Origin of the sequence: Paraburkholderia sp. A3BS-1L, from assembly GCF_051125215.1 — a bacterium.
Taxonomy (GTDB): Bacteria; Pseudomonadota; Gammaproteobacteria; order Burkholderiales; family Burkholderiaceae; genus Paraburkholderia.
On record NZ_CP120442.1, the window covers coordinates 299311 to 316189 of the forward strand.

Here is a 16879-nt window from a genome sequence, read left to right on the forward strand (position 1 = left end):
ATCCCGGGCTTTGCCTGTTATGCAGGCAATTCACAGGCTGCCCACAGCTGGCCCACAGGTTATCCACGGAATCATCCACAGGCGCCGGGATGGCGTGCGTCGATCGACATGCGCTCGGCCACGCTCGATATTCGGGCATTCCACAACGTGCCCACAGGCTGCTAACAGGCTGCCAACAGGTCATCCACAGCGTTGTCCACAGCGAGCCATGAGCGCAGTATGCGCTTCGCGCGGGCGCTCGGATCGGTGCGCGTCCCGACCGACGAAACGGGGCTCGTTCGCTACAATGGTTGATCACTTCTTCTTTTGCCCGAGCGTCCCGCCTTGACTCAAGAGATGCCGCCCGGCCTCGAAATCGCGGCCGGCACCCACGGAAAAATCGTGCGCCTGTCCGGTCAATGGACCGCGCTGGCGCTCGCGCGCGACCGCGACAATGGCGGCGCGGCGCGGCGTCTGGGCGCGCTCGTTGACGAGCGCATCGGGCAATGGGATCTCTCCCGTATCGAGCGCATGGATCACGTGGGCGGCCAGGCACTCTGGCGCGTCTGGGGCCACAAGCTGCCGGCCGATCTCGTCGCGCTGTCCGACACGCAGCGCGACATCTTCGAGCGCATTGCGCTGCTCGATTCGGTGCGCGAGCCCGCCGAGCGCGTGGTGCGCACGGGCCCCATCACACAACTCGGCCTTGCGATGTTTTCGTTCGGCGATCATCTGTACGGCGGCCTGGCCATGCTCGGCCGCGTGGTGCTCGATCTGCTCCTCATCCTGCGCAAGCCGAAGGTCACGCCCTGGATCGAGATTTCCGCGAACATCTATAACGCCGGTACGCGTGCGTTACCGATCACGGCGCTCGTCGCGTTTCTGATCGGCATCGTGCTCTCGTATCTGTCGGCGCAGCAGTTGCGGCTCTTCGGGGCAAACCAGTACATCGTGAATATTCTGGGCCTCGCGGTGATCCGCGAGCTCGGGCCGGTCCTCTCGGCCATTCTGGTCGCGGGGCGCTCGGGCTCGGCCATCACGGCGCAGATCGGCGTGATGCGCGTGACCGAGGAGCTCGACGCCATGCGCGTGATGGGCATCTCGCACGGCCTGCGCCTGATCCTGCCGCGCGTGATCGCGCTCGGCGTGGCCATGCCGCTGCTGGTGATGTGGACCGACATCATCGCGCTGCTCGGCGGCGCGCTCGCAGCCAAGGCGGTGCTCGCCATCGACATCTCGTACTTCGTGCGCTCGCTGCCGGGCGTGGTGCCGATCGCGAACCTGTGGATCGGGCTGGGCAAGGGCGTGGCGTTCGGCATGCTGGTGGCGATCGTCGGCTGCCACTTCGGCTTTCGCATCAAGGCGAACTCGCAGAGCCTCGGCGAAGGCACGACCACTTCGGTCGTGACTTCCATCACCATCGTGATCCTTGCCGACGCCGTGTTCGCGATTCTGTTCCAGAACGTGGGGCTGTCATGAGCGCGATCGGCACACCCGCAACACCGGGCGCCTCCCGTACGATGGGCGCGCCCGGCACGCTGACCACGACCGGCACGATGACCACGCCGCTCAAGGGCGCGGTCGAGGACTTGCCGTTGCCGGTCATCGGCGAGCCCATCATCGAGGTGCGCGATCTCACCAAGCGCTATGGGCGCAACATCGTCCATCAGCATCTGAACCTCGACATCCGCCGCGGCGAGATTGTCACGATCGTGGGCGGCTCGGGCTCGGGCAAGACCACGCTCGTGCGCCAGATCCTCGGCCTCGAGCGGCCCACCTCGGGCACCATCAAGATGTTCGGCGAAGACATCTCGACGATCGAGCCCGAGCGCGCGCGCCTCATGCGCACGCGCACCGGCATGCTGTTCCAGCACGGCGCGCTGTTCTCGTCGCTGTCGGTGTTCGACAACGTGGCGCAGCCGGTGCGCGAGCTCGGCAAGGTGCCGGCGGACCTGTTGCGCGACATCGTGATGCTCAAGCTCGAAATGGTCGGCTTGCCGTGCAAGCACGCTTCGAAGCCGCCGGCCGCGCTCTCGGGCGGCATGGTCAAGCGCGTGGGCCTCGCGCGCGCGATCGTGCTGGAGCCGGAACTGCTGTTTCTCGACGAGCCGACGGCGGGGCTCGACCCGCGTTCGTCGGACGAAGTGGTGGAGCTCATCAGCACGCTGCATCGCGCGCTCGGTCTCACGGTCGTGCTGATCACGCACGACCTCGACGCCATGGTCGCGCTGTCCACGCGCGTGGCCGTGATCGCCGAGCGCAAGGTGCTGGTGGCCGCGCCCGTGGAGGAGGCTGCGTGCGTGGACGACCCGTTCATCCGCGAATATTTTTTGGGCATGCGCGGCCGGCGCGCGCTGCAAGCGCTGCCGCCCGAGCGGCGCGCGAAGCTGCCGCCGGCGGCGCTCGCGTCGGCTTCGGTGGGCGCCAAGCCATGCTGAGGCGCATCACGCGAGGCTGCACGGGTGCGCGCGAGCGGCGCCGTGCTGCGTTCCTGGCGGCACGGATCGGCGCACCGGCGGTGGCGCGGTTGAGGGCGGCAGTCGTCGCCAACAAGGGAATCTGACGATGGAAAACAAAGCGCATGCGTTCTGGGCGGGCGCCTTCACAATCGGTCTGCTGGTGGTGATTGCGTTCGCGGTCGTGTTCTTCAGCGCCGACCGTACGGTGCGCGTGCCCTACGACCTGATCTCGCGCAGCAACGTGACGGGGCTCTATCCCGATGCGGCCGTGCGCTACCGCGGGCTCGACGTCGGCAAGGTCCAGTCGATCAAATTCGATCCAAGCCATCCTGGGCAGATCCGCATCCGCGTGCTGGTCGACCAGAAGGCGCCGATGACGCGCTCCACCTTCGGCTCGCTCGCGCTGCAGGGCGTGACGGGCATCGCCTTCGTGCAGCTCGACGACAACGGCCTCGATCTGTCGCCGCTGGTTTCGTCAGAGAAGCACGTGGCCGAGATCCCGCTGCGCCCGGGCTTGCTCGACCAGTTGCAGCGGCGCGGCGACGCGCTGCTGCGCAAGCTCGACAGCATCGCCTCCGACGCCGACCAGATGCTGAGCGAGGAGAACCGCAAGCAGATCATGGCGGCGGTCAACAGCGTGCAGCAGGCCGCGGACAGTATGAACATCATTGCGCAGCAACTGGAGCCGGCCACCAAGCTCCTGCCGGGCACGGTCACGGACCTGCGCAAGACGCTGCAATCGACCAATCAGCTCGTTATCGGCCTGAACCGCCCGGACGGCCCGTTCCAGACCAACCTGAACAAGGCCGGCACGGCGGCGGCCCAGGCGGGGCAGGCGCTGAGCTCGATCGATGCGTCGATCCAGGAGCTCTCGGCGCGGGTGGGCTATGACACGCTGCCGCGCGTCGACTCGCTGACCGAGGACGTGCGCTCGGCGATGCGCTCGGTGGACCGGGCCGCAGGCACCTTCAGCACGAGCCCGAACAGCTTGCTGTTCGGCGGCGCGCCGCAGCCCGCGCCGGGGCCGGGCGAGCCGGGCTTTGCCTGGCCCGCCGGCGCGGGCGCGAAGTAATGGACGGGAAATAGCCGGCGCGAAGCCGCTTCGGGCAAAAACCGGCAAGAACCGCAGCAAGCCATTTCAGGAAGGAACCGCAATGTCACGCCACGCCACTTCGTCACGCTCGTTTCCGAGGCTTTATCGCGCCGCGCTCGCGGCGCTCGCCATCGGCATGCTGGCGGCGTGCGCCGGCCGCTCCGTCACGCTTTCCGAGGTCCACTACGACCTGGGGCCGCAACAGGAGGCGGCGAGCCCATCGGCGGCGTCATTGTCTGCTCCGTCCGCTCCGACTGCGCCGTCGCCGGCCTCACTGCCGCCGCTGAAGGTGCTCGAAGTGAACGCGCCGCCGACGCTCGACCACGACGGCATCCTCTACCGCCTGAACGGCGACTCGCAGCGCACGGGCCGCTACGCGGACAGCCGCTGGACGATGTCGCCCGCGCGCCTGCTCACGCTGCGCCTGCGCAGCGCGCTCGGCTCGCGCGCCACCGTGCTCTCGGGCGCCGATGCCGTGCCGGCGCCCCTGCTGAAGGTCGAACTCACCGAGTTCGAGCAGGTGTTCGACTCATCGACGCAAAGCGCCGGCGTGCTGGCCGCGCGCGCGACGCTCATGCGCGGCGGCAAGGTCATTGCGCAGCGCTCGTTCGTCGCGCGCGCACCCGCGAGCACGCCCGACGCCGCAGGCGGCGTGGCGGCGCTGCGCGCGGCGAGCGACGATTTTGCGGGCCAGGTCGGCGCGTGGGTGAGCGCCCAGGCGTTCGCCGGCACGCCTTGAGAAACGCGAGGTCCGGGCGCGCTGGCTGGCCGGACGCATCAGAAGAGGTGGTACTGGCGGTATGTCGTCACCCAAACCCGAAGCGCTGCCGCGCCAGGCTTCTACGCTCTCGCGTCAGGCGTTTGCGCTCTACACCGCACTGATCGTCTACGCCTCGTGGTATCCGTTCTCGGGCTGGCGCTCGCTCGGGCTCGGTCCCTTCGACTATCTCGGCGATCCCTTTCCGAAATACTGGACCGTCTTCGACGTCGTCACCAACGTGCTCGGCTACATGCCGTTCGGCGCGCTGGCCGTGCTCGCCGCCTGGCCGCGCTGCCGCGGCTTGCTGGCGGTCGCGCTCGCCACGCTCGGCGGCGTGCTGCTGTCGGGCGTCATGGAGGCGGTGCAGACGTATCTGCCCACGCGCGTCGCCTCGAATCTCGACCTCGCCACCAACGTGCTCGGCGCGTTGCTCGGCGCGGCGATCGCCGCGCCGGCCACGGGCGCGCTGCTCGAACGCGGCTTCCTGCGACGGCTGCGCTTTCGCTGGTTCGAGCGCGACGCCGGCGCGCTGATGGTGCTGGCCGCGCTGTGGCCGTTCGCGACGATGTTTCCGGCGCCGCGTCTGTTCGGCATGGGCGACTGGCCGCGCGCGCTCTGGGAGCGCTTCGACGCTTCGATGCAAGGCGCGGTGCTCGCCTGGGTCCCCGCCGCGTGGCACCTGAGCGCGTGGCCCGATGCGCTGGTCGCGCGCCTGCCGGAATCGGACTGGGAGACGCTTGTCACCGCGCTCAACCTGTTCGGCGCGGCGGCGTTCGCCTCGCTGCCGATGCGCGCTCGTGCACCGCGCGCGCGGCTCATCGTGCTGCTGATCGCGACCACACTCGTCGTGAAAGCGGGCGCGACTTTCCTGCAGTCGCAAAGCGGCCTGCTGTTCGACTGGGCCACGCCCGGCGCGCTCGCGGGTCTCGGCTGGGGCACGCTCGCGGCCTTTCTCGCGCTGTACCTGCCGCGCACGGCGCGCGCCGCCGCCGCGACGGCGGCGCTGGCCGTCTCGCTCGTGCTCGTGAACCTGCTGCCGGTGAGTCCCTATTTCGACGTGCTGCTCGCCGACTGGCGTCAGGGCCGCTATCTGCACTTCAACGGGCTGGCGCGCTGGCTCGCGTGGATGTGGCCCTGGGCGGCGCTCGGCTGGACGGCGTTCTCGCTGGAACGCGCGTGGCTTGCGCGGCGCGCACGGAATCGGGTGCGCTCCAGCCGCTGAGTGTGGCCATCGAGGCGCGGCCTCGCGTCCCGCACGCACGCGGATGGCGCGAGAAGCGTTCGCGCCGCGCTCGCTATAATCGATCGCATTCCGCCAACCGCACTGCACCAGCCGCGCGCGAACGTGATTCAACCGTGAGCCGAACGCCACGCGCGCCGCGCCCGACACATCACCGGTATCCCTCGCCATGACCGATTCGTTTTATCAACACCACGTCTTTTTCTGCCTGAACCAGCGCGACCCGGGCGCCGATCGTCCGAGCTGCGCGAACTGCAACGCGCAGGCGATGCAGGAATACGCGAAAAAGCGCGTGAAGGAACTGGGCCTCGCAGGTCCGGGCAAGGTGCGCATCAACAAGGCCGGCTGCCTCGACCGCTGCGAGGAGGGCCCCACTGTCGTCGTGTATCCCGAAGGCACCTGGTACACCTATGTCGACGAGAGCGACATCGAGGAAATCGTCGTCTCGCATCTGCAGAACGGCCAGGTGGTCGAGCGCCTGAAGATCGACCGCTAAGAACATCACGCAAGATCCGCAACGATGAACGCACAAACCGAAAAATTCCATATCGACGGCCCCGTCGGCCAGATCGAATGCGCGCTCGACAGGCCCGACGCGAACACGCCCGTGCGCGGCATCGCGCTTGTCGCGCATCCGCATCCGCTGTTTGGCGGAACCATGGACAACAAGGTCGCGCAGACCCTCGCGCGCACGCTCGTGCAGCTCGGCTACGTGACTTACCGGTCGAACTTTCGCGGCGTCGGCACCACGGCCGGCACGCATGACAACGGCATCGGCGAACAGGACGACCTGCTCGAACTCATCGGCTACATGCGCGCACAGCCGGGCCAGGCCGACATGCCGCTCGTGCTCGCGGGCTTCTCGTTCGGCACCTTCGTGCTTTCGCACGTGGCGAAGCGCTATCAGGAAGCCGGCGGCCAGATCGAGCGCATGGTGTTCGTGGGCACCGCGGCCAGCCGCTGGGAAGTCGCGCCGGTGCGCGAGGACACGCTGCTGATTCACGGCGAGCTCGACGAAACCGTGCCGATTCTCTCCGTGTACGAATGGGCGCGCCCGCAGGAGTTGCCGATTGTCGTGATTCCAGGGGCAGAACACTTTCTGCATCGCAAGCTGCACATCCTCAAGCGCATCATTGTCGACGCCTGGCGTTGATGTGATAGATGAAGTACGAAATGCGCGACAGGTACGCGCAAACGTGTGCCCAGTTGGAAAAACGCCATCACGTGGCGCGTATAATGGGCCGTCTTTTTTTGCGCACCGCCGCGCCCGTTTTCCTGTATTCCGGCGTGTGAGCGAGGCGCCGCAGTTAGCTCCCCACTTTGGCTCCTGACTTCGGCCTCCCATCTGCGCGCCTCGTGGCGCGCAACGTTCATCCCGACCCCAATCCGCTCGACCTGAACCTTATGCGTTTTCTCTCCTCCGGCCAGCAATCCTTCTTCGTCTCTTCCTCCACTGTCCGCAACGTCACGCTCGGCGCCATGCTGCCCGCCGCGCTCCTCGCGAGCGCGAGCGCGTTCGCGCAGGTGCCGCCGCCCGCGGTGAACGCGCGCTCGTGGGTGCTCATGGACGCTACCGCGAACCAGGTGCTCGCCTCGGGCAACGCCGACGAGCGCGTCGAGCCGGCCTCGCTCACGAAGCTGATGACCGCCTACCTCGTGTTCGAGGCGCTGCAGGCCAAGAAGATCACGATGGAGCAGATCGTCACGCCGAGCGAAGCCGTGCGCCGCGTGCGCACCGACGAATCGCGCATGTTCATCGAGGCGAACAAGCCGGTGTCGGTGCATGACCTCGTGTACGGCATGATCGTGCAGTCGGGCAACGATGCGGCGATCGCACTCGCGGAGCTCGTGGGCGGCAGCGAGGCGAACTTCGTCAACATGATGAACGCCGAGGCGCAGAAGCTCGGCATGGCGCACACGCATTTCGCCGACGTGAACGGCATGCCCGACCCAAATCACTACACGACGGCCGGCGACCTTGCCACGCTCTCCGCGCGCATGATCCGCGACTATCCCGAGTACTACAGCATCTTCTCGGTGAAGGAGTTCACGTACAACAAGATCAAGCAGCCGAACCGCAACCGCCTGCTGTGGATCGACCCGACCGTCGACGGCCTGAAGACCGGCCACACCAAGGCGGCGGGCTACTGCCTGATCGCGTCGGCCAAGCGTCCGCTCGCGGGCGGCGGCGACCGCCGTCTCGTCTCGGTGATGATGGGCGAGCAAAAGGAGCACGACCGGGTTCAGGACAGCATGAAGATGCTGAACTACGGCTATAGCGCCTACGACAGCACGCGCATCTATGCGGCGAACCAGGCCGTGGCCACGCCGCGCGTCTACAAGGGTGCGACGGATTCCGTGAAGGTGGGCGTGAAGAAGGATCAGTTCGTGACGCTGCCCAAGGGCGCGGCCGACAAGGCCAAGCCGCAGGTCGAGATCACGACCCCGCTGATTGCGCCGCTCGCGGACGGGCAGCAGGTGGGCACGGCGAAGTTCGTCGGCGCCGACGGCAAGGTCCTCGCGCAATTCCCGCTGGTCGCTCTCCAGGCGGTGCCGCAAGCCGGCATTGCGGGCCGCGTGTGGGATTCGCTCATGCTCATGTTCAACAAGAAGAAGTAAATGGACGCATCGACAACGGCCGCGCATGAAGCCGAGCCGCTCGTCTGGCTCGACTGTGGGCGCGGCGGCGTGCTCATGCCGCTTTCCGAAGCGCGCGTGCCGGTGCTCGACCGCGGCTTCATCTTCGGCGACGGCATCTACGAAGTGGTGCCGGCCTACGCGCTGGATACGCACGAAGCCGGGGGCGGCGCGGCCAAGCTGCGCGTGCCGTTTCGCATCGCGCAGCATCTCGCGCGGCTTGCGCGCTCGCTGGACAAGGTGGGCATTGCGAATCCGAACGACCAGGCCGGCTGGCGTGCGCTCATCGCGCGCGTGATCGAGGCGAACGAGGCCGCGGGCGCACTCGCGCGCGATGCGCACGCGAACGTCTACCTGCAGGTGACGCGCGGCGTGGCGAAGCGCGGCCACGCGTTCCCGGCGGGCGCGAAGCCCACCGTGTTCGTGATGGTCAGCCCGCTCGTGCTGCCCAGCGCCGCGCAGCGCGCGAGCGGCGTGGCCTGCGTCACGGCCGAGGACCGCCGCTGGCTCAATTGCGACATCAAGTCGACCTCGCTGCTCGGCAATGTGCTGATGGCGCAGAACGCGGTGGAGCACGGGGTGTTCGAGACGATCCAGCTGCGCGACGGCTGGCTGACCGAAGGGTCTTCGTCGAACGTATGGATCGTGAAGGACGGCGCGCTTTACGCGCCGCCGCGCAGCAACAAGATTCTCGAAGGCATCCGCTACGGGCTCGTCGAGGAACTGGCGCAGGAGTGCGGGATTCGCTTCGAGGCGCGCGAGATCGACGAAGCGGCGCTGCGGGCCGCAGACGAAATGCTCGTGACTTCGGCGACCAAGGAAATCCTGCCGGTGGTCGCGCTCGATGGTCAGGCGGTGGGCAATGGCAAGCCGGGGCCGGTCTTCGCGGCGCTTTACGAGGGTTATCAGCGCGCGAAAGCGCGCGAGGCGCACGCGATGCTCGCGGCGCGCGAAGCTCATGCGGCAGCTGGCAAGTAAGCCCGCGCCGCACGATGAGACGCTAAGGGAAGTGGAAATATGACTGCATCTGTACTGAACGGCGGCGCTCAGGCGCCGGCCAAAGAATCCCTGATCGAATTCCCCTGCGATTTCCCCATCAAGGTGATGGGCAAGACGCATCCGGAGTTTCAGGACACGATCGTCGCCGTGCTGCGCGAATTCGACAGCAGCTTCGACGCCGCGACCATCGAATCGCGGCCGTCGAGCGGCGGCAACTACACGGGCCTCACGGTGACCGTGCGCACGACGAGCCAGGCGCATCTCGACGATATCTATCGCGCGCTCACCGGGCATCCGATGGTGAAGATCGTGCTGTAAAACCTCGCGGCGTTGCGCTGGCGAGGGTGTGTTGCAAGGGCTGCTTTCGGGCGGCCCTTGTTGCGTTTACGGATTCAAAGCGCGGATTCAAAGCGCATCGTCCTCGCGTGCGCGCAGGGCCGCGGCGGCGGCCGTCATCAGCGGGCCCGCTTCGCAGGCGTTCTCATAGAGCCGCCGGAAGCGCGCGACTTCGTCGAACACCCAGTCGCGAAACGCCTGCACGCGCTCGGTCTGCATGCGCTGCTGCGTGCAGATGAAGTAGTAGCGCCACGGGCTTGGTCCGTCGATGTCCTTGAAAAGCCGCACGAGCCGCCCGCGCGTGATCTCGTGCATCGCGAGCGAGCGCCGCACGAGCGCGATGCCCTGGCCGTCCATGGCGGCCTGCAGCAGGTTCGACGAGTCCTGGTAGAGCACGCCGCGCTTGGGCTCGGGCATGTCGTGCATGCCGGCCGCGTCGAACCAGGGGCGCCAGAGTTCGTCGTCGGAGCGCAGAAGGGGCAGCTTCGCCAGCTCGCGCGGGTCCTCGGGCAGCTTGCCGCCGTTGAAGTCCGGCGAGCACGCGGGAAAGAAGATCTCGTCGAGCAGGAGTTCGGCGTGCAGCCCGGGATAGTGGCCGTAGCCGAAGCGCACGGCCACGTCGACATCGTCGCGCGCGAAATCGACGAGCGAGTTCGTCGATTGCAGCTCGACGTCCCATTGCGGATGGGCCTCGATAAAGCGGCCAATGCGCGGCGTGACCCAGCGGGCGGCGAACGACGAGAGCATCGACACCACGAGGCGCCGGTCGCGGTCGCCCGCCCGGATCTCCTGGGTGGCGAGCGCCAGTTGGGCGAGCGCGTCGCGCACCTGGCCCGCGTAGCGGCGGCCCGTGTCGGTGAGGCGCACGCGCTTGCCGTCGCGGGCGAACAGCGCGATGCCGAGCTCGCCCTCGAGCGCGCGAATCTGGTGGCTGACCGCGCCGTGCGTGACGAATAACTCGTCGGCGGCGCGCGAAAAGCTTTCGTGGCGGGCGGCGGCCTCAAACGCCTTGAGGGCGTTGAGCGCTGGAAGCTGGCGCAGGTCCATCGCAATTTTTCTCACATAGCCGTGAAAATTGATCGTTTTGCCCGATCCCTTGCTGCGCCTACGATTGTAGCCATGGATGCGGCACCTTCGGAGGCGAAAATGAGAGAAATTTCTTCGGATATCACGTTTGAAGTGGCGGCGGATCAAGTGGCTTCGGTGCGGGTGGCGCACAGCACGCGGCTGACCGTGCGCTGCGGCGCGGTCTGGGTCACGCGCAGCGACGACACCGCCGACTACTGGCTCGAACCCGGCCACACGCTGCGGCTGCGGCGCGGCGAGCGGCTGTGGATCGGCGCGGAGCAGGGCGGGGCGGCTTGGGTCGCGTTCGCGACGCCGGCGCGTGTGAGCGAGCGCGTGCTCGACTGGGCCGCACGTCTCGCGGCGCGTTGGGGCATCCACGCCGGCGACGGATGGCGCACGGTTTGAGGTGCCCGGCCGAGGGAGTGCGGCGCGCTTGTCCCGAATTAGGTAAACTTCGGGGATCATGTGCGCCACCCCGGTTTCAGTCTCCCCAACTTCACCCTCATCCGAGTCTGCCTCGACGGACGAGCGCTTCACGCCGCCCATCTTGCGCTGGCGCGGCAACGAGGCCTACCAGGCGAGCTTCGACGCCATGCGCGAATTCACCGCGCAGCGCGACGCAGAAACGCCCGATGAAATCTGGCTCGTCGAACATCCACCCGTCTTCACGCTCGGCCAGGCCGGCAAGCCCGAGCACCTGCTGATTGCCAATAGCGGCATTCCGCTCGTGCAGATCGACCGCGGCGGCCAGATCACCTACCACGGGCCGGGCCAGGTCGTGGCGTATCTGCTGCTCGACCTGCGGCGGCGCAAGCTGATGGTGCGCGAGCTCGTCACGCTCATCGAGCAGGCCGTGATCGAAACTCTGGCGGCGTATAATCTCGCGGGCGAACGCAAGGCCGGCGCGCCCGGGATCTATGTGCCAGAAGGCGCACCCGGACCCAGCGCGGCCCATGTGGGCGCCAAGGTCGGAGCACTCGGCCTGAAGATTAGCCACGGCTGCAGCTATCACGGCGTGAGCCTGAACGTCTCGATGGACTTGAGCCCGTTCCTCGCGATCAACCCGTGCGGGTATGCAGGCCTCGAAACCGTCGACATGGCCACGCTGGGCGCGCAAGCGTCTTGGCAAGACGTGGCCGCCACCCTGGCGGCCCGGCTCGAGGCGAATCTTGCCGTACATTGGGATTCGACCCTTTCAGCAGCGCTTTCGGTGGCCGAAGCCGCTGCCTCAGACCCTTCAGCCGCACCCGCGGCCGGGGTGAACCCGGCCACATCGGCCACCATGGGCGGACAACCGCCGCAACCGCAGGCCGGCGTTGCACCGGCGGCCTGACTGGATCGAAACGAATGACTGACGTAACCGCGAATTCTGCTGAAAACACTGCAGCGACACCCGCCGACGCCGTACCCTACGACGCCACCGCGAAACAGAAGGCGCAGGCCAAGACATCGCGCATTCCGATCAAGGTGATCCCGATCGAGAAGCTCAAGAAGCCCGAGTGGATCCGCGTGAAGGCGGCCACCGGCAATTCGCGTTTCTACGAGATCAAGAACATCCTGCGCGAGCACAACCTGCACACGGTGTGCGAGGAAGCGAGCTGCCCGAACATCGGCGAATGCTTCGGCAAGGGCACCGCCACGTTCATGATCATGGGCGACAAGTGCACGCGCCGCTGCCCGTTCTGCGACGTCGGCCATGGCCGCCCTGATCCGCTCGATCCGGACGAGCCGGCCAACCTCGCGCGCACCATCGGCGCGCTCAAGCTCAAGTACGTCGTGATCACGAGCGTCGACCGCGACGACCTGCGTGACGGCGGCGCCGGCCACTTCGTCGAATGCATCCGCCAGGTGCGCGAGCAGTCGCCGGAAACGCGCATCGAGATTCTCACGCCCGACTTCCGGGGCCGTCTGGACCGCGCCATCGGCATTCTCAACGCCGCGCCGCCCGATGTCATGAACCACAATCTCGAAACGGTGCCGCGTCTTTACAAGGAAGCGCGTCCTGGTTCGGATTACGCGCACTCGCTCAAGCTGCTGAAGGACTTCAAGGCGCTGCATCCCGAGGTCGCGACCAAGTCGGGCCTGATGGTTGGCCTTGGCGAGACGCCGGAAGAGATCCTCCAGGTCATGCGCGACCTGCGCGAGCACGACGTCGACATGCTGACGATCGGCCAGTATCTCCAGCCGTCGGAGCATCACCTGCCGGTGCGCGAGTACGTGCATCCCGACACCTTCAAGATGTATGAGGAAGAGGCGTACAAGATGGGCTTCACGCACGCGGCCGTCGGCGCGATGGTGCGTTCGAGCTATCACGCCGATGTGCAGGCGCATGGCGCTGGGGTGGTTTGATAAGCCCGCGTTGTCTCGCACGCGAAAAAGCCCGCTGAAGCGGGCTTTTTTTTGCCCTTTGCTTCCGCTCCCGCACGAAAGGCAATGCTCCAGCGGCGTCATTGGTGCGTCTTTAGCTATTCGCAGATAAATTAGAACCGCTCGCCGCCCGTCCCCATTTTCTCCCGTGTTCCGGAAACCCGGACGCTGTCCAGTTCCGTTTCTGGAAATCCAGATTCTTCCTACACTTTCAAGACGCAGAGGCCTTACCCATCAAGGCTGAAGGCGCTGCGCGTCGCTGGCATCAACCTTGCTCTATAGATCGCGCGGCTACTCAGGCCGTGACAAAAAACACAAGGAGACAGCCGATGTCCGATCCCTACCTCTGGTTTCGCTGATCCCCCCGTTTAGACCTGTCGCGGCAAGGCGCTCGTAAAAGCGCGGCCATCGGCTTAACTCATTTGCAGGATCCAATCGTGAAGAAACCTCTGCACAAAGTCCTTTACGTCCAGGTGATCGTGGCGATCATCATCGGCATCGTTCTCGGCCACTACTCGCCGGCCATCGCCATCGACATGAAGCCGCTCGGCGACGCCTTCATCAAGCTCATCAAGATGGTGATCGGGCCGATCATCTTCTGTACCGTCGTGACCGGCATCGCCGGCATGGAGGACATGAAGAAGGTGGGCCGCGTGGGCGGCAAGGCGCTGCTCTACTTCGAGATCGTCTCGACCTTCGCGTTGGTGCTCGGTCTTGCGGCCACGCACTTGCTCAAGCCGGGCGCGGGCTTCAACGTCGATGTCAACACGCTCGACGGCAAGGCCGTGGCGAGCTACGCGGCGAAGGCGCATGGCCAGAGCACTGTCGACTTCCTGATGCACATCATTCCGGACACGATGTTCTCGGCGTTCGCGCAAGGCGAAATCCTGCAGATCCTGCTCATCGCGCTGTTGTTCGGCTCGGTGCTCGCGCACCTGGGCGATCGCGGCCGCGTGGTGACCGACTTCATCGAGAGCGTCTCGGGCGTGCTGTTCGGCATCGTCAAGATCGTCACGAAGCTCGCCCCCATCGGCGCATTCGGCGCGATGGCGTTCACTATCGGCAAGTACGGCGTGGGCTCGCTCCTGCCGATGCTCAAGCTGATCGGTACGTTCTATCTCACCTCGGTGGTGTTCGTGCTGGTGGTGCTCGGCGCGATCGCGCGCTTCACGGGCTTCTCGATCATCCGCTTCGTTTCCTACATCAAGGAAGAACTGCTGATCGTGCTGGGCACGAGCTCGTCGGAGTCGGCGCTACCGCAACTGATGGAGAAGCTCGAACGCCTCGGCTGCTCGCGCTCGGTCGTGGGCCTCGTGGTGCCGACCGGCTATTCGTTCAACCTCGACGGCACCAACATCTACATGACGATGGCGGTGCTCTTCATCGCCCAGGCGACCAACACCGATCTCACGTGGACCCAGCAGCTCACGCTGCTCGCAGTGACGATGCTCACCTCGAAGGGCGCGAGCGGCGTGACCGGCGCGGGCTTCATCACGCTCGCGGCAACGCTCGCCGTGGTACCGACCATTCCGCTTTCGGGCATGGTGCTGATCCTCGGCATCGACCGCTTCATGAGCGAGTGCCGCGCGCTCACCAACATCGTCGGCAACGGCGTGGCGACGGTCGTGGTCTCGGCATGGGAGAAGGAGCTCGATCGCAGCAAGCTGCGCGCGGCGCTGTCGGGTCAGGCGGAGAATGTGAAGGAGAGCGCGCGCGTGTAAGCCCGTGCGGTGCGGCGGTGTGGGCCGCCGTGCCGCTGCCTTCCGTATGACCTGACGCTGTACCTGTTTGGTAGCGCGTGCCGCCAGCCGGCGCGCGCCGTTTTCCCTGGTTTTCCGGATTGCGCGGCTATCCGCGCGCCTGTTCGCTTCCGTATTCCCCGGCGCCTTCCTTTTCGGCTTCCGTCCCTCACCGTGGGCCGCCTCGCGCGGTAAGCGTGTGCCACAATTGCCCTCATCCCCGCACGATTCTCCGGAAGCCTCCTTCGTGACGCGCCGTCTCATCCTGTTGTTCATGCTCGCCGTCGGGCTCGTGGCGGTGTGCACGCTCGCGTGGTCGCTTGCCTGGCAGACCGGCATCGACGCGCTGCGCCGCAACGCCGCCGTGCGCAACGGCCGCACGACCGCGGCGCTCAAGAGCACGCTTGAGCGCTACGAATCGCTGCCGTACCTGGTGGGCGCGCATCCGCTCGTGCAGGATGTGCTCGCCGACCCGAAACCCGACTGGGTCGCGCAGGCCAACCGCTATCTCGAGGACGTGAACCGCCACGCGCGCGCCACCACGACCTACATCATCCGCGCCGATGGCCTGTGCATCGCCGCGAGCAACTGGCGCGGGCCGGACAGCTTCGTGGGCGTGGGCTACCAGTTCCGGCCGTACTTCATCGAGGCCGCCAAGGGCGGCGTGGGGCGCTTTTTCGGCATCGGCACGATTTCGCACGATCCGGGCTACTACATTTCGCAGCCGGTGCGGCGCAACGGCAAGATCGTCGGCGTGGCGGTGGTCAAGCTCAACCTCGAATGGTTTCCGGGCACGGACGTCTCCGAGCCGCTGCTCGTCACCGACGATCACGGCGTGATCTTTCTCTCCTCGGTGAACGCGTGGAAGTACCGCACGGTGCGCCCGCTGCCCGCCGACGTGGTGGCCTCCATCGACGAGACGCGCCAGTACGCGCGTCAGGACATTGCGCCGCTTCCGGTGAGCGTGGAGCGCGTGCTGGAGGGCGGCGCCGATATCGTGCGCATCGGCAGCGGCCTGCGCGCGCCGCGCTATCTGGAGACGCGCCGCGCGCTTGGCGAGCCCGACTGGCATCTCGTGACGATGTCGCCGGTCGACCCGGTGCAGGACGCGGCGCGCAACGCGACGATCATGACGGGCTTCGGCTACGTCTCGCTGTGCCTGCTGGCGTTCTACTGGCGCATGCGCCGCGCGCGTGTGCAGGAAGTGCTGCGCAGCCGCGCGATGCTGCAAAAGGCCTACGCCATGCTCAATGACCGCGTGGCCGAGCGCACCGCCGATCTCTCGCAGGCCAACGAGCGCCTGCAGCGCGAAGTGGCCGAGCGCACGCGCACCGAGGCGGAGCTGCGCGCGACTCAAGACGAGCTGATCCAGGCGAGCAAGCTCGCCGCGCTCGGACAGATGGCGGCCGGCATCACGCACGAGCTCAATCAGCCGCTCGCGGCGCTGCGCAGCTTCTCGGACAACACCCGCGTGTTTCTGGAGCGCGGCCAGTACGACGTGGCGCACGAGAATCTGGAAGCGATCGGCTCGCTCACCGAGCGCATGGGCAAGATCGTGAATCAGCTCAAGCTGTTCGTGGGGCGCGCGAAGCCGAAGAGCCAGCGCTCGCCGGTGGCGCGCGCGCTGCGCAATGCGCTCGGGCTGCTCGCCAAGCGTCTCGACGGCGTGAGCGTCGTGCTCACCGTCACCGACGGCGACGCCGCCAGCGCGCCGCTCGATACGCACAACGACTATCCCGAACTGGTCGCGCAGTGCGATGACCTGCGGCTCGAGCAGGTGCTCATCAACCTGATCGGCAACGCGCTCGACGCGGTCGCCGGGACGAGCGCGCCCCGCATCGCCATCGACGTGCGCGCGCGGCCGGCGACCATCGAGATCGTCGTGTGCGACAACGGGCCGGGCATTCCCGCCGAGGTCATGCCGCGCCTGTTCGAGCCGTTCTTCACCACGAAGGAGATGGGGCAGGGCTTGGGCTTGGGGCTGGCGATCTCTTCGTCGATTGCGCGCGATTGCGGCGGCACGCTCGCGGCGTACAACGCCCCCGGGGGGGCGGCCGATGGTGAGACGAATTGTGCGGCGCCGGGTGGTGCCTGCTTCGTGCTGACGCTGCGCCGCACGCGAGTGAATGCGGCCCTCGCGGCAGCCAACGAACCCACGCCGCCGCCCGCGAACGGCATGCAACGCTGAATTAAGGAAGGCGA

The 16879-nt window shown here is 66.9% G+C and carries 16 protein-coding genes; 15 read left to right on the forward strand and 1 reads right to left on the reverse strand.

Annotation, left to right across the window (positions count from 1 at the left end; translation table 11 throughout):
* Window positions 1-336: 336 nt before the first annotated feature.
* From P5W99_RS01335 to P5W99_RS01380, 10 genes are all read left to right on the forward strand, one after another.
* Window positions 337-1458: an MlaE family ABC transporter permease gene (locus P5W99_RS01335; protein WP_421025147.1), complete on the forward strand. Its 1122-nt coding sequence runs from the start codon at window positions 337-339 to the stop codon at window positions 1456-1458.
* A gap of 77 nt (window positions 1459-1535) precedes the next feature.
* Window positions 1536-2417, forward strand: coding sequence for an ABC transporter ATP-binding protein (locus P5W99_RS01340; protein ID WP_421025148.1), 882 nt, complete (start codon window positions 1536-1538; stop codon window positions 2415-2417).
* Between the two features lie 127 nt (window positions 2418-2544).
* Window positions 2545-3510, forward strand: coding sequence for an MlaD family protein (locus P5W99_RS01345; RefSeq protein ID WP_421022850.1), 966 nt, complete (start codon window positions 2545-2547; stop codon window positions 3508-3510).
* A gap of 82 nt (window positions 3511-3592) precedes the next feature.
* The gene (locus P5W99_RS01350; protein WP_421022851.1) at window positions 3593-4270 is read left to right on the forward strand and encodes an ABC-type transport auxiliary lipoprotein family protein; all 678 of its coding nucleotides are present in this window, start codon (window positions 3593-3595) and stop codon (window positions 4268-4270) included.
* Between the two features lie 61 nt (window positions 4271-4331).
* Complete coding sequence (locus P5W99_RS01355) at window positions 4332-5513, forward strand: VanZ family protein (RefSeq protein WP_421022852.1); 1182 nt, start codon at window positions 4332-4334, stop codon at window positions 5511-5513.
* 187 nt (window positions 5514-5700) lie between these two features.
* Complete coding sequence (locus P5W99_RS01360) at window positions 5701-6027, forward strand: (2Fe-2S) ferredoxin domain-containing protein (protein ID WP_035524047.1); 327 nt, start codon at window positions 5701-5703, stop codon at window positions 6025-6027.
* A gap of 24 nt (window positions 6028-6051) precedes the next feature.
* Window positions 6052-6684: an alpha/beta hydrolase gene (locus P5W99_RS01365; RefSeq protein WP_421022853.1), complete on the forward strand. Its 633-nt coding sequence runs from the start codon at window positions 6052-6054 to the stop codon at window positions 6682-6684.
* 251 nt (window positions 6685-6935) lie between these two features.
* The gene (locus P5W99_RS01370; RefSeq protein WP_421025149.1) at window positions 6936-8150 is read left to right on the forward strand and encodes a D-alanyl-D-alanine carboxypeptidase family protein; all 1215 of its coding nucleotides are present in this window, start codon (window positions 6936-6938) and stop codon (window positions 8148-8150) included.
* Window positions 8151-9146, forward strand: coding sequence for a D-amino acid aminotransferase (locus P5W99_RS01375; RefSeq protein ID WP_434661576.1), 996 nt, complete (start codon window positions 8151-8153; stop codon window positions 9144-9146). It abuts the gene before it with no gap.
* A 39-nt stretch (window positions 9147-9185) separates the two neighbouring features.
* Window positions 9186-9485 (forward strand): DUF493 family protein, encoded by a 300-nt coding sequence (locus P5W99_RS01380; RefSeq protein ID WP_421022855.1) that lies wholly within the window; start codon window positions 9186-9188, stop codon window positions 9483-9485.
* Between the two features lie 87 nt (window positions 9486-9572).
* On the opposite strand, the gene P5W99_RS01385 is transcribed toward P5W99_RS01380, so the two are convergent.
* Window positions 9573-10550, reverse strand: a complete 978-nt coding sequence (locus tag P5W99_RS01385; RefSeq protein ID WP_421022856.1) for a transcriptional regulator GcvA — start codon at window positions 10548-10550, stop codon at window positions 9573-9575.
* A 99-nt stretch (window positions 10551-10649) separates the two neighbouring features.
* Between P5W99_RS01385 and P5W99_RS01390 the strand changes: the two genes are divergently transcribed.
* The 5 genes from P5W99_RS01390 (at window position 10650) to P5W99_RS01410 (ending at window position 16865) form a co-directional block, all read left to right on the forward strand.
* Window positions 10650-10976 carry a DUF2917 domain-containing protein gene (locus P5W99_RS01390; protein WP_421022857.1) on the forward strand — a complete coding sequence of 109 codons (327 nt, stop codon included), beginning with the start codon at window positions 10650-10652 and terminating at the stop codon, window positions 10974-10976.
* A gap of 58 nt (window positions 10977-11034) precedes the next feature.
* Window positions 11035-11904, forward strand: coding sequence for a lipoyl(octanoyl) transferase LipB (gene lipB, locus P5W99_RS01395; protein ID WP_421022858.1), 870 nt, complete (start codon window positions 11035-11037; stop codon window positions 11902-11904).
* A 14-nt stretch (window positions 11905-11918) separates the two neighbouring features.
* Window positions 11919-12920, forward strand: a complete 1002-nt coding sequence (lipA, locus tag P5W99_RS01400) for a lipoyl synthase (RefSeq protein ID WP_421044567.1) — start codon at window positions 11919-11921, stop codon at window positions 12918-12920.
* A 455-nt stretch (window positions 12921-13375) separates the two neighbouring features.
* Window positions 13376-14659 (forward strand): dicarboxylate/amino acid:cation symporter, encoded by a 1284-nt coding sequence (locus tag P5W99_RS01405; RefSeq protein ID WP_421022860.1) that lies wholly within the window; start codon window positions 13376-13378, stop codon window positions 14657-14659.
* Between the two features lie 217 nt (window positions 14660-14876).
* Window positions 14877-16865, forward strand: a complete 1989-nt coding sequence (locus P5W99_RS01410) for a sensor histidine kinase (RefSeq protein WP_434661579.1) — start codon at window positions 14877-14879, stop codon at window positions 16863-16865.
* Window positions 16866-16879: the final 14 nt, after the last annotated feature.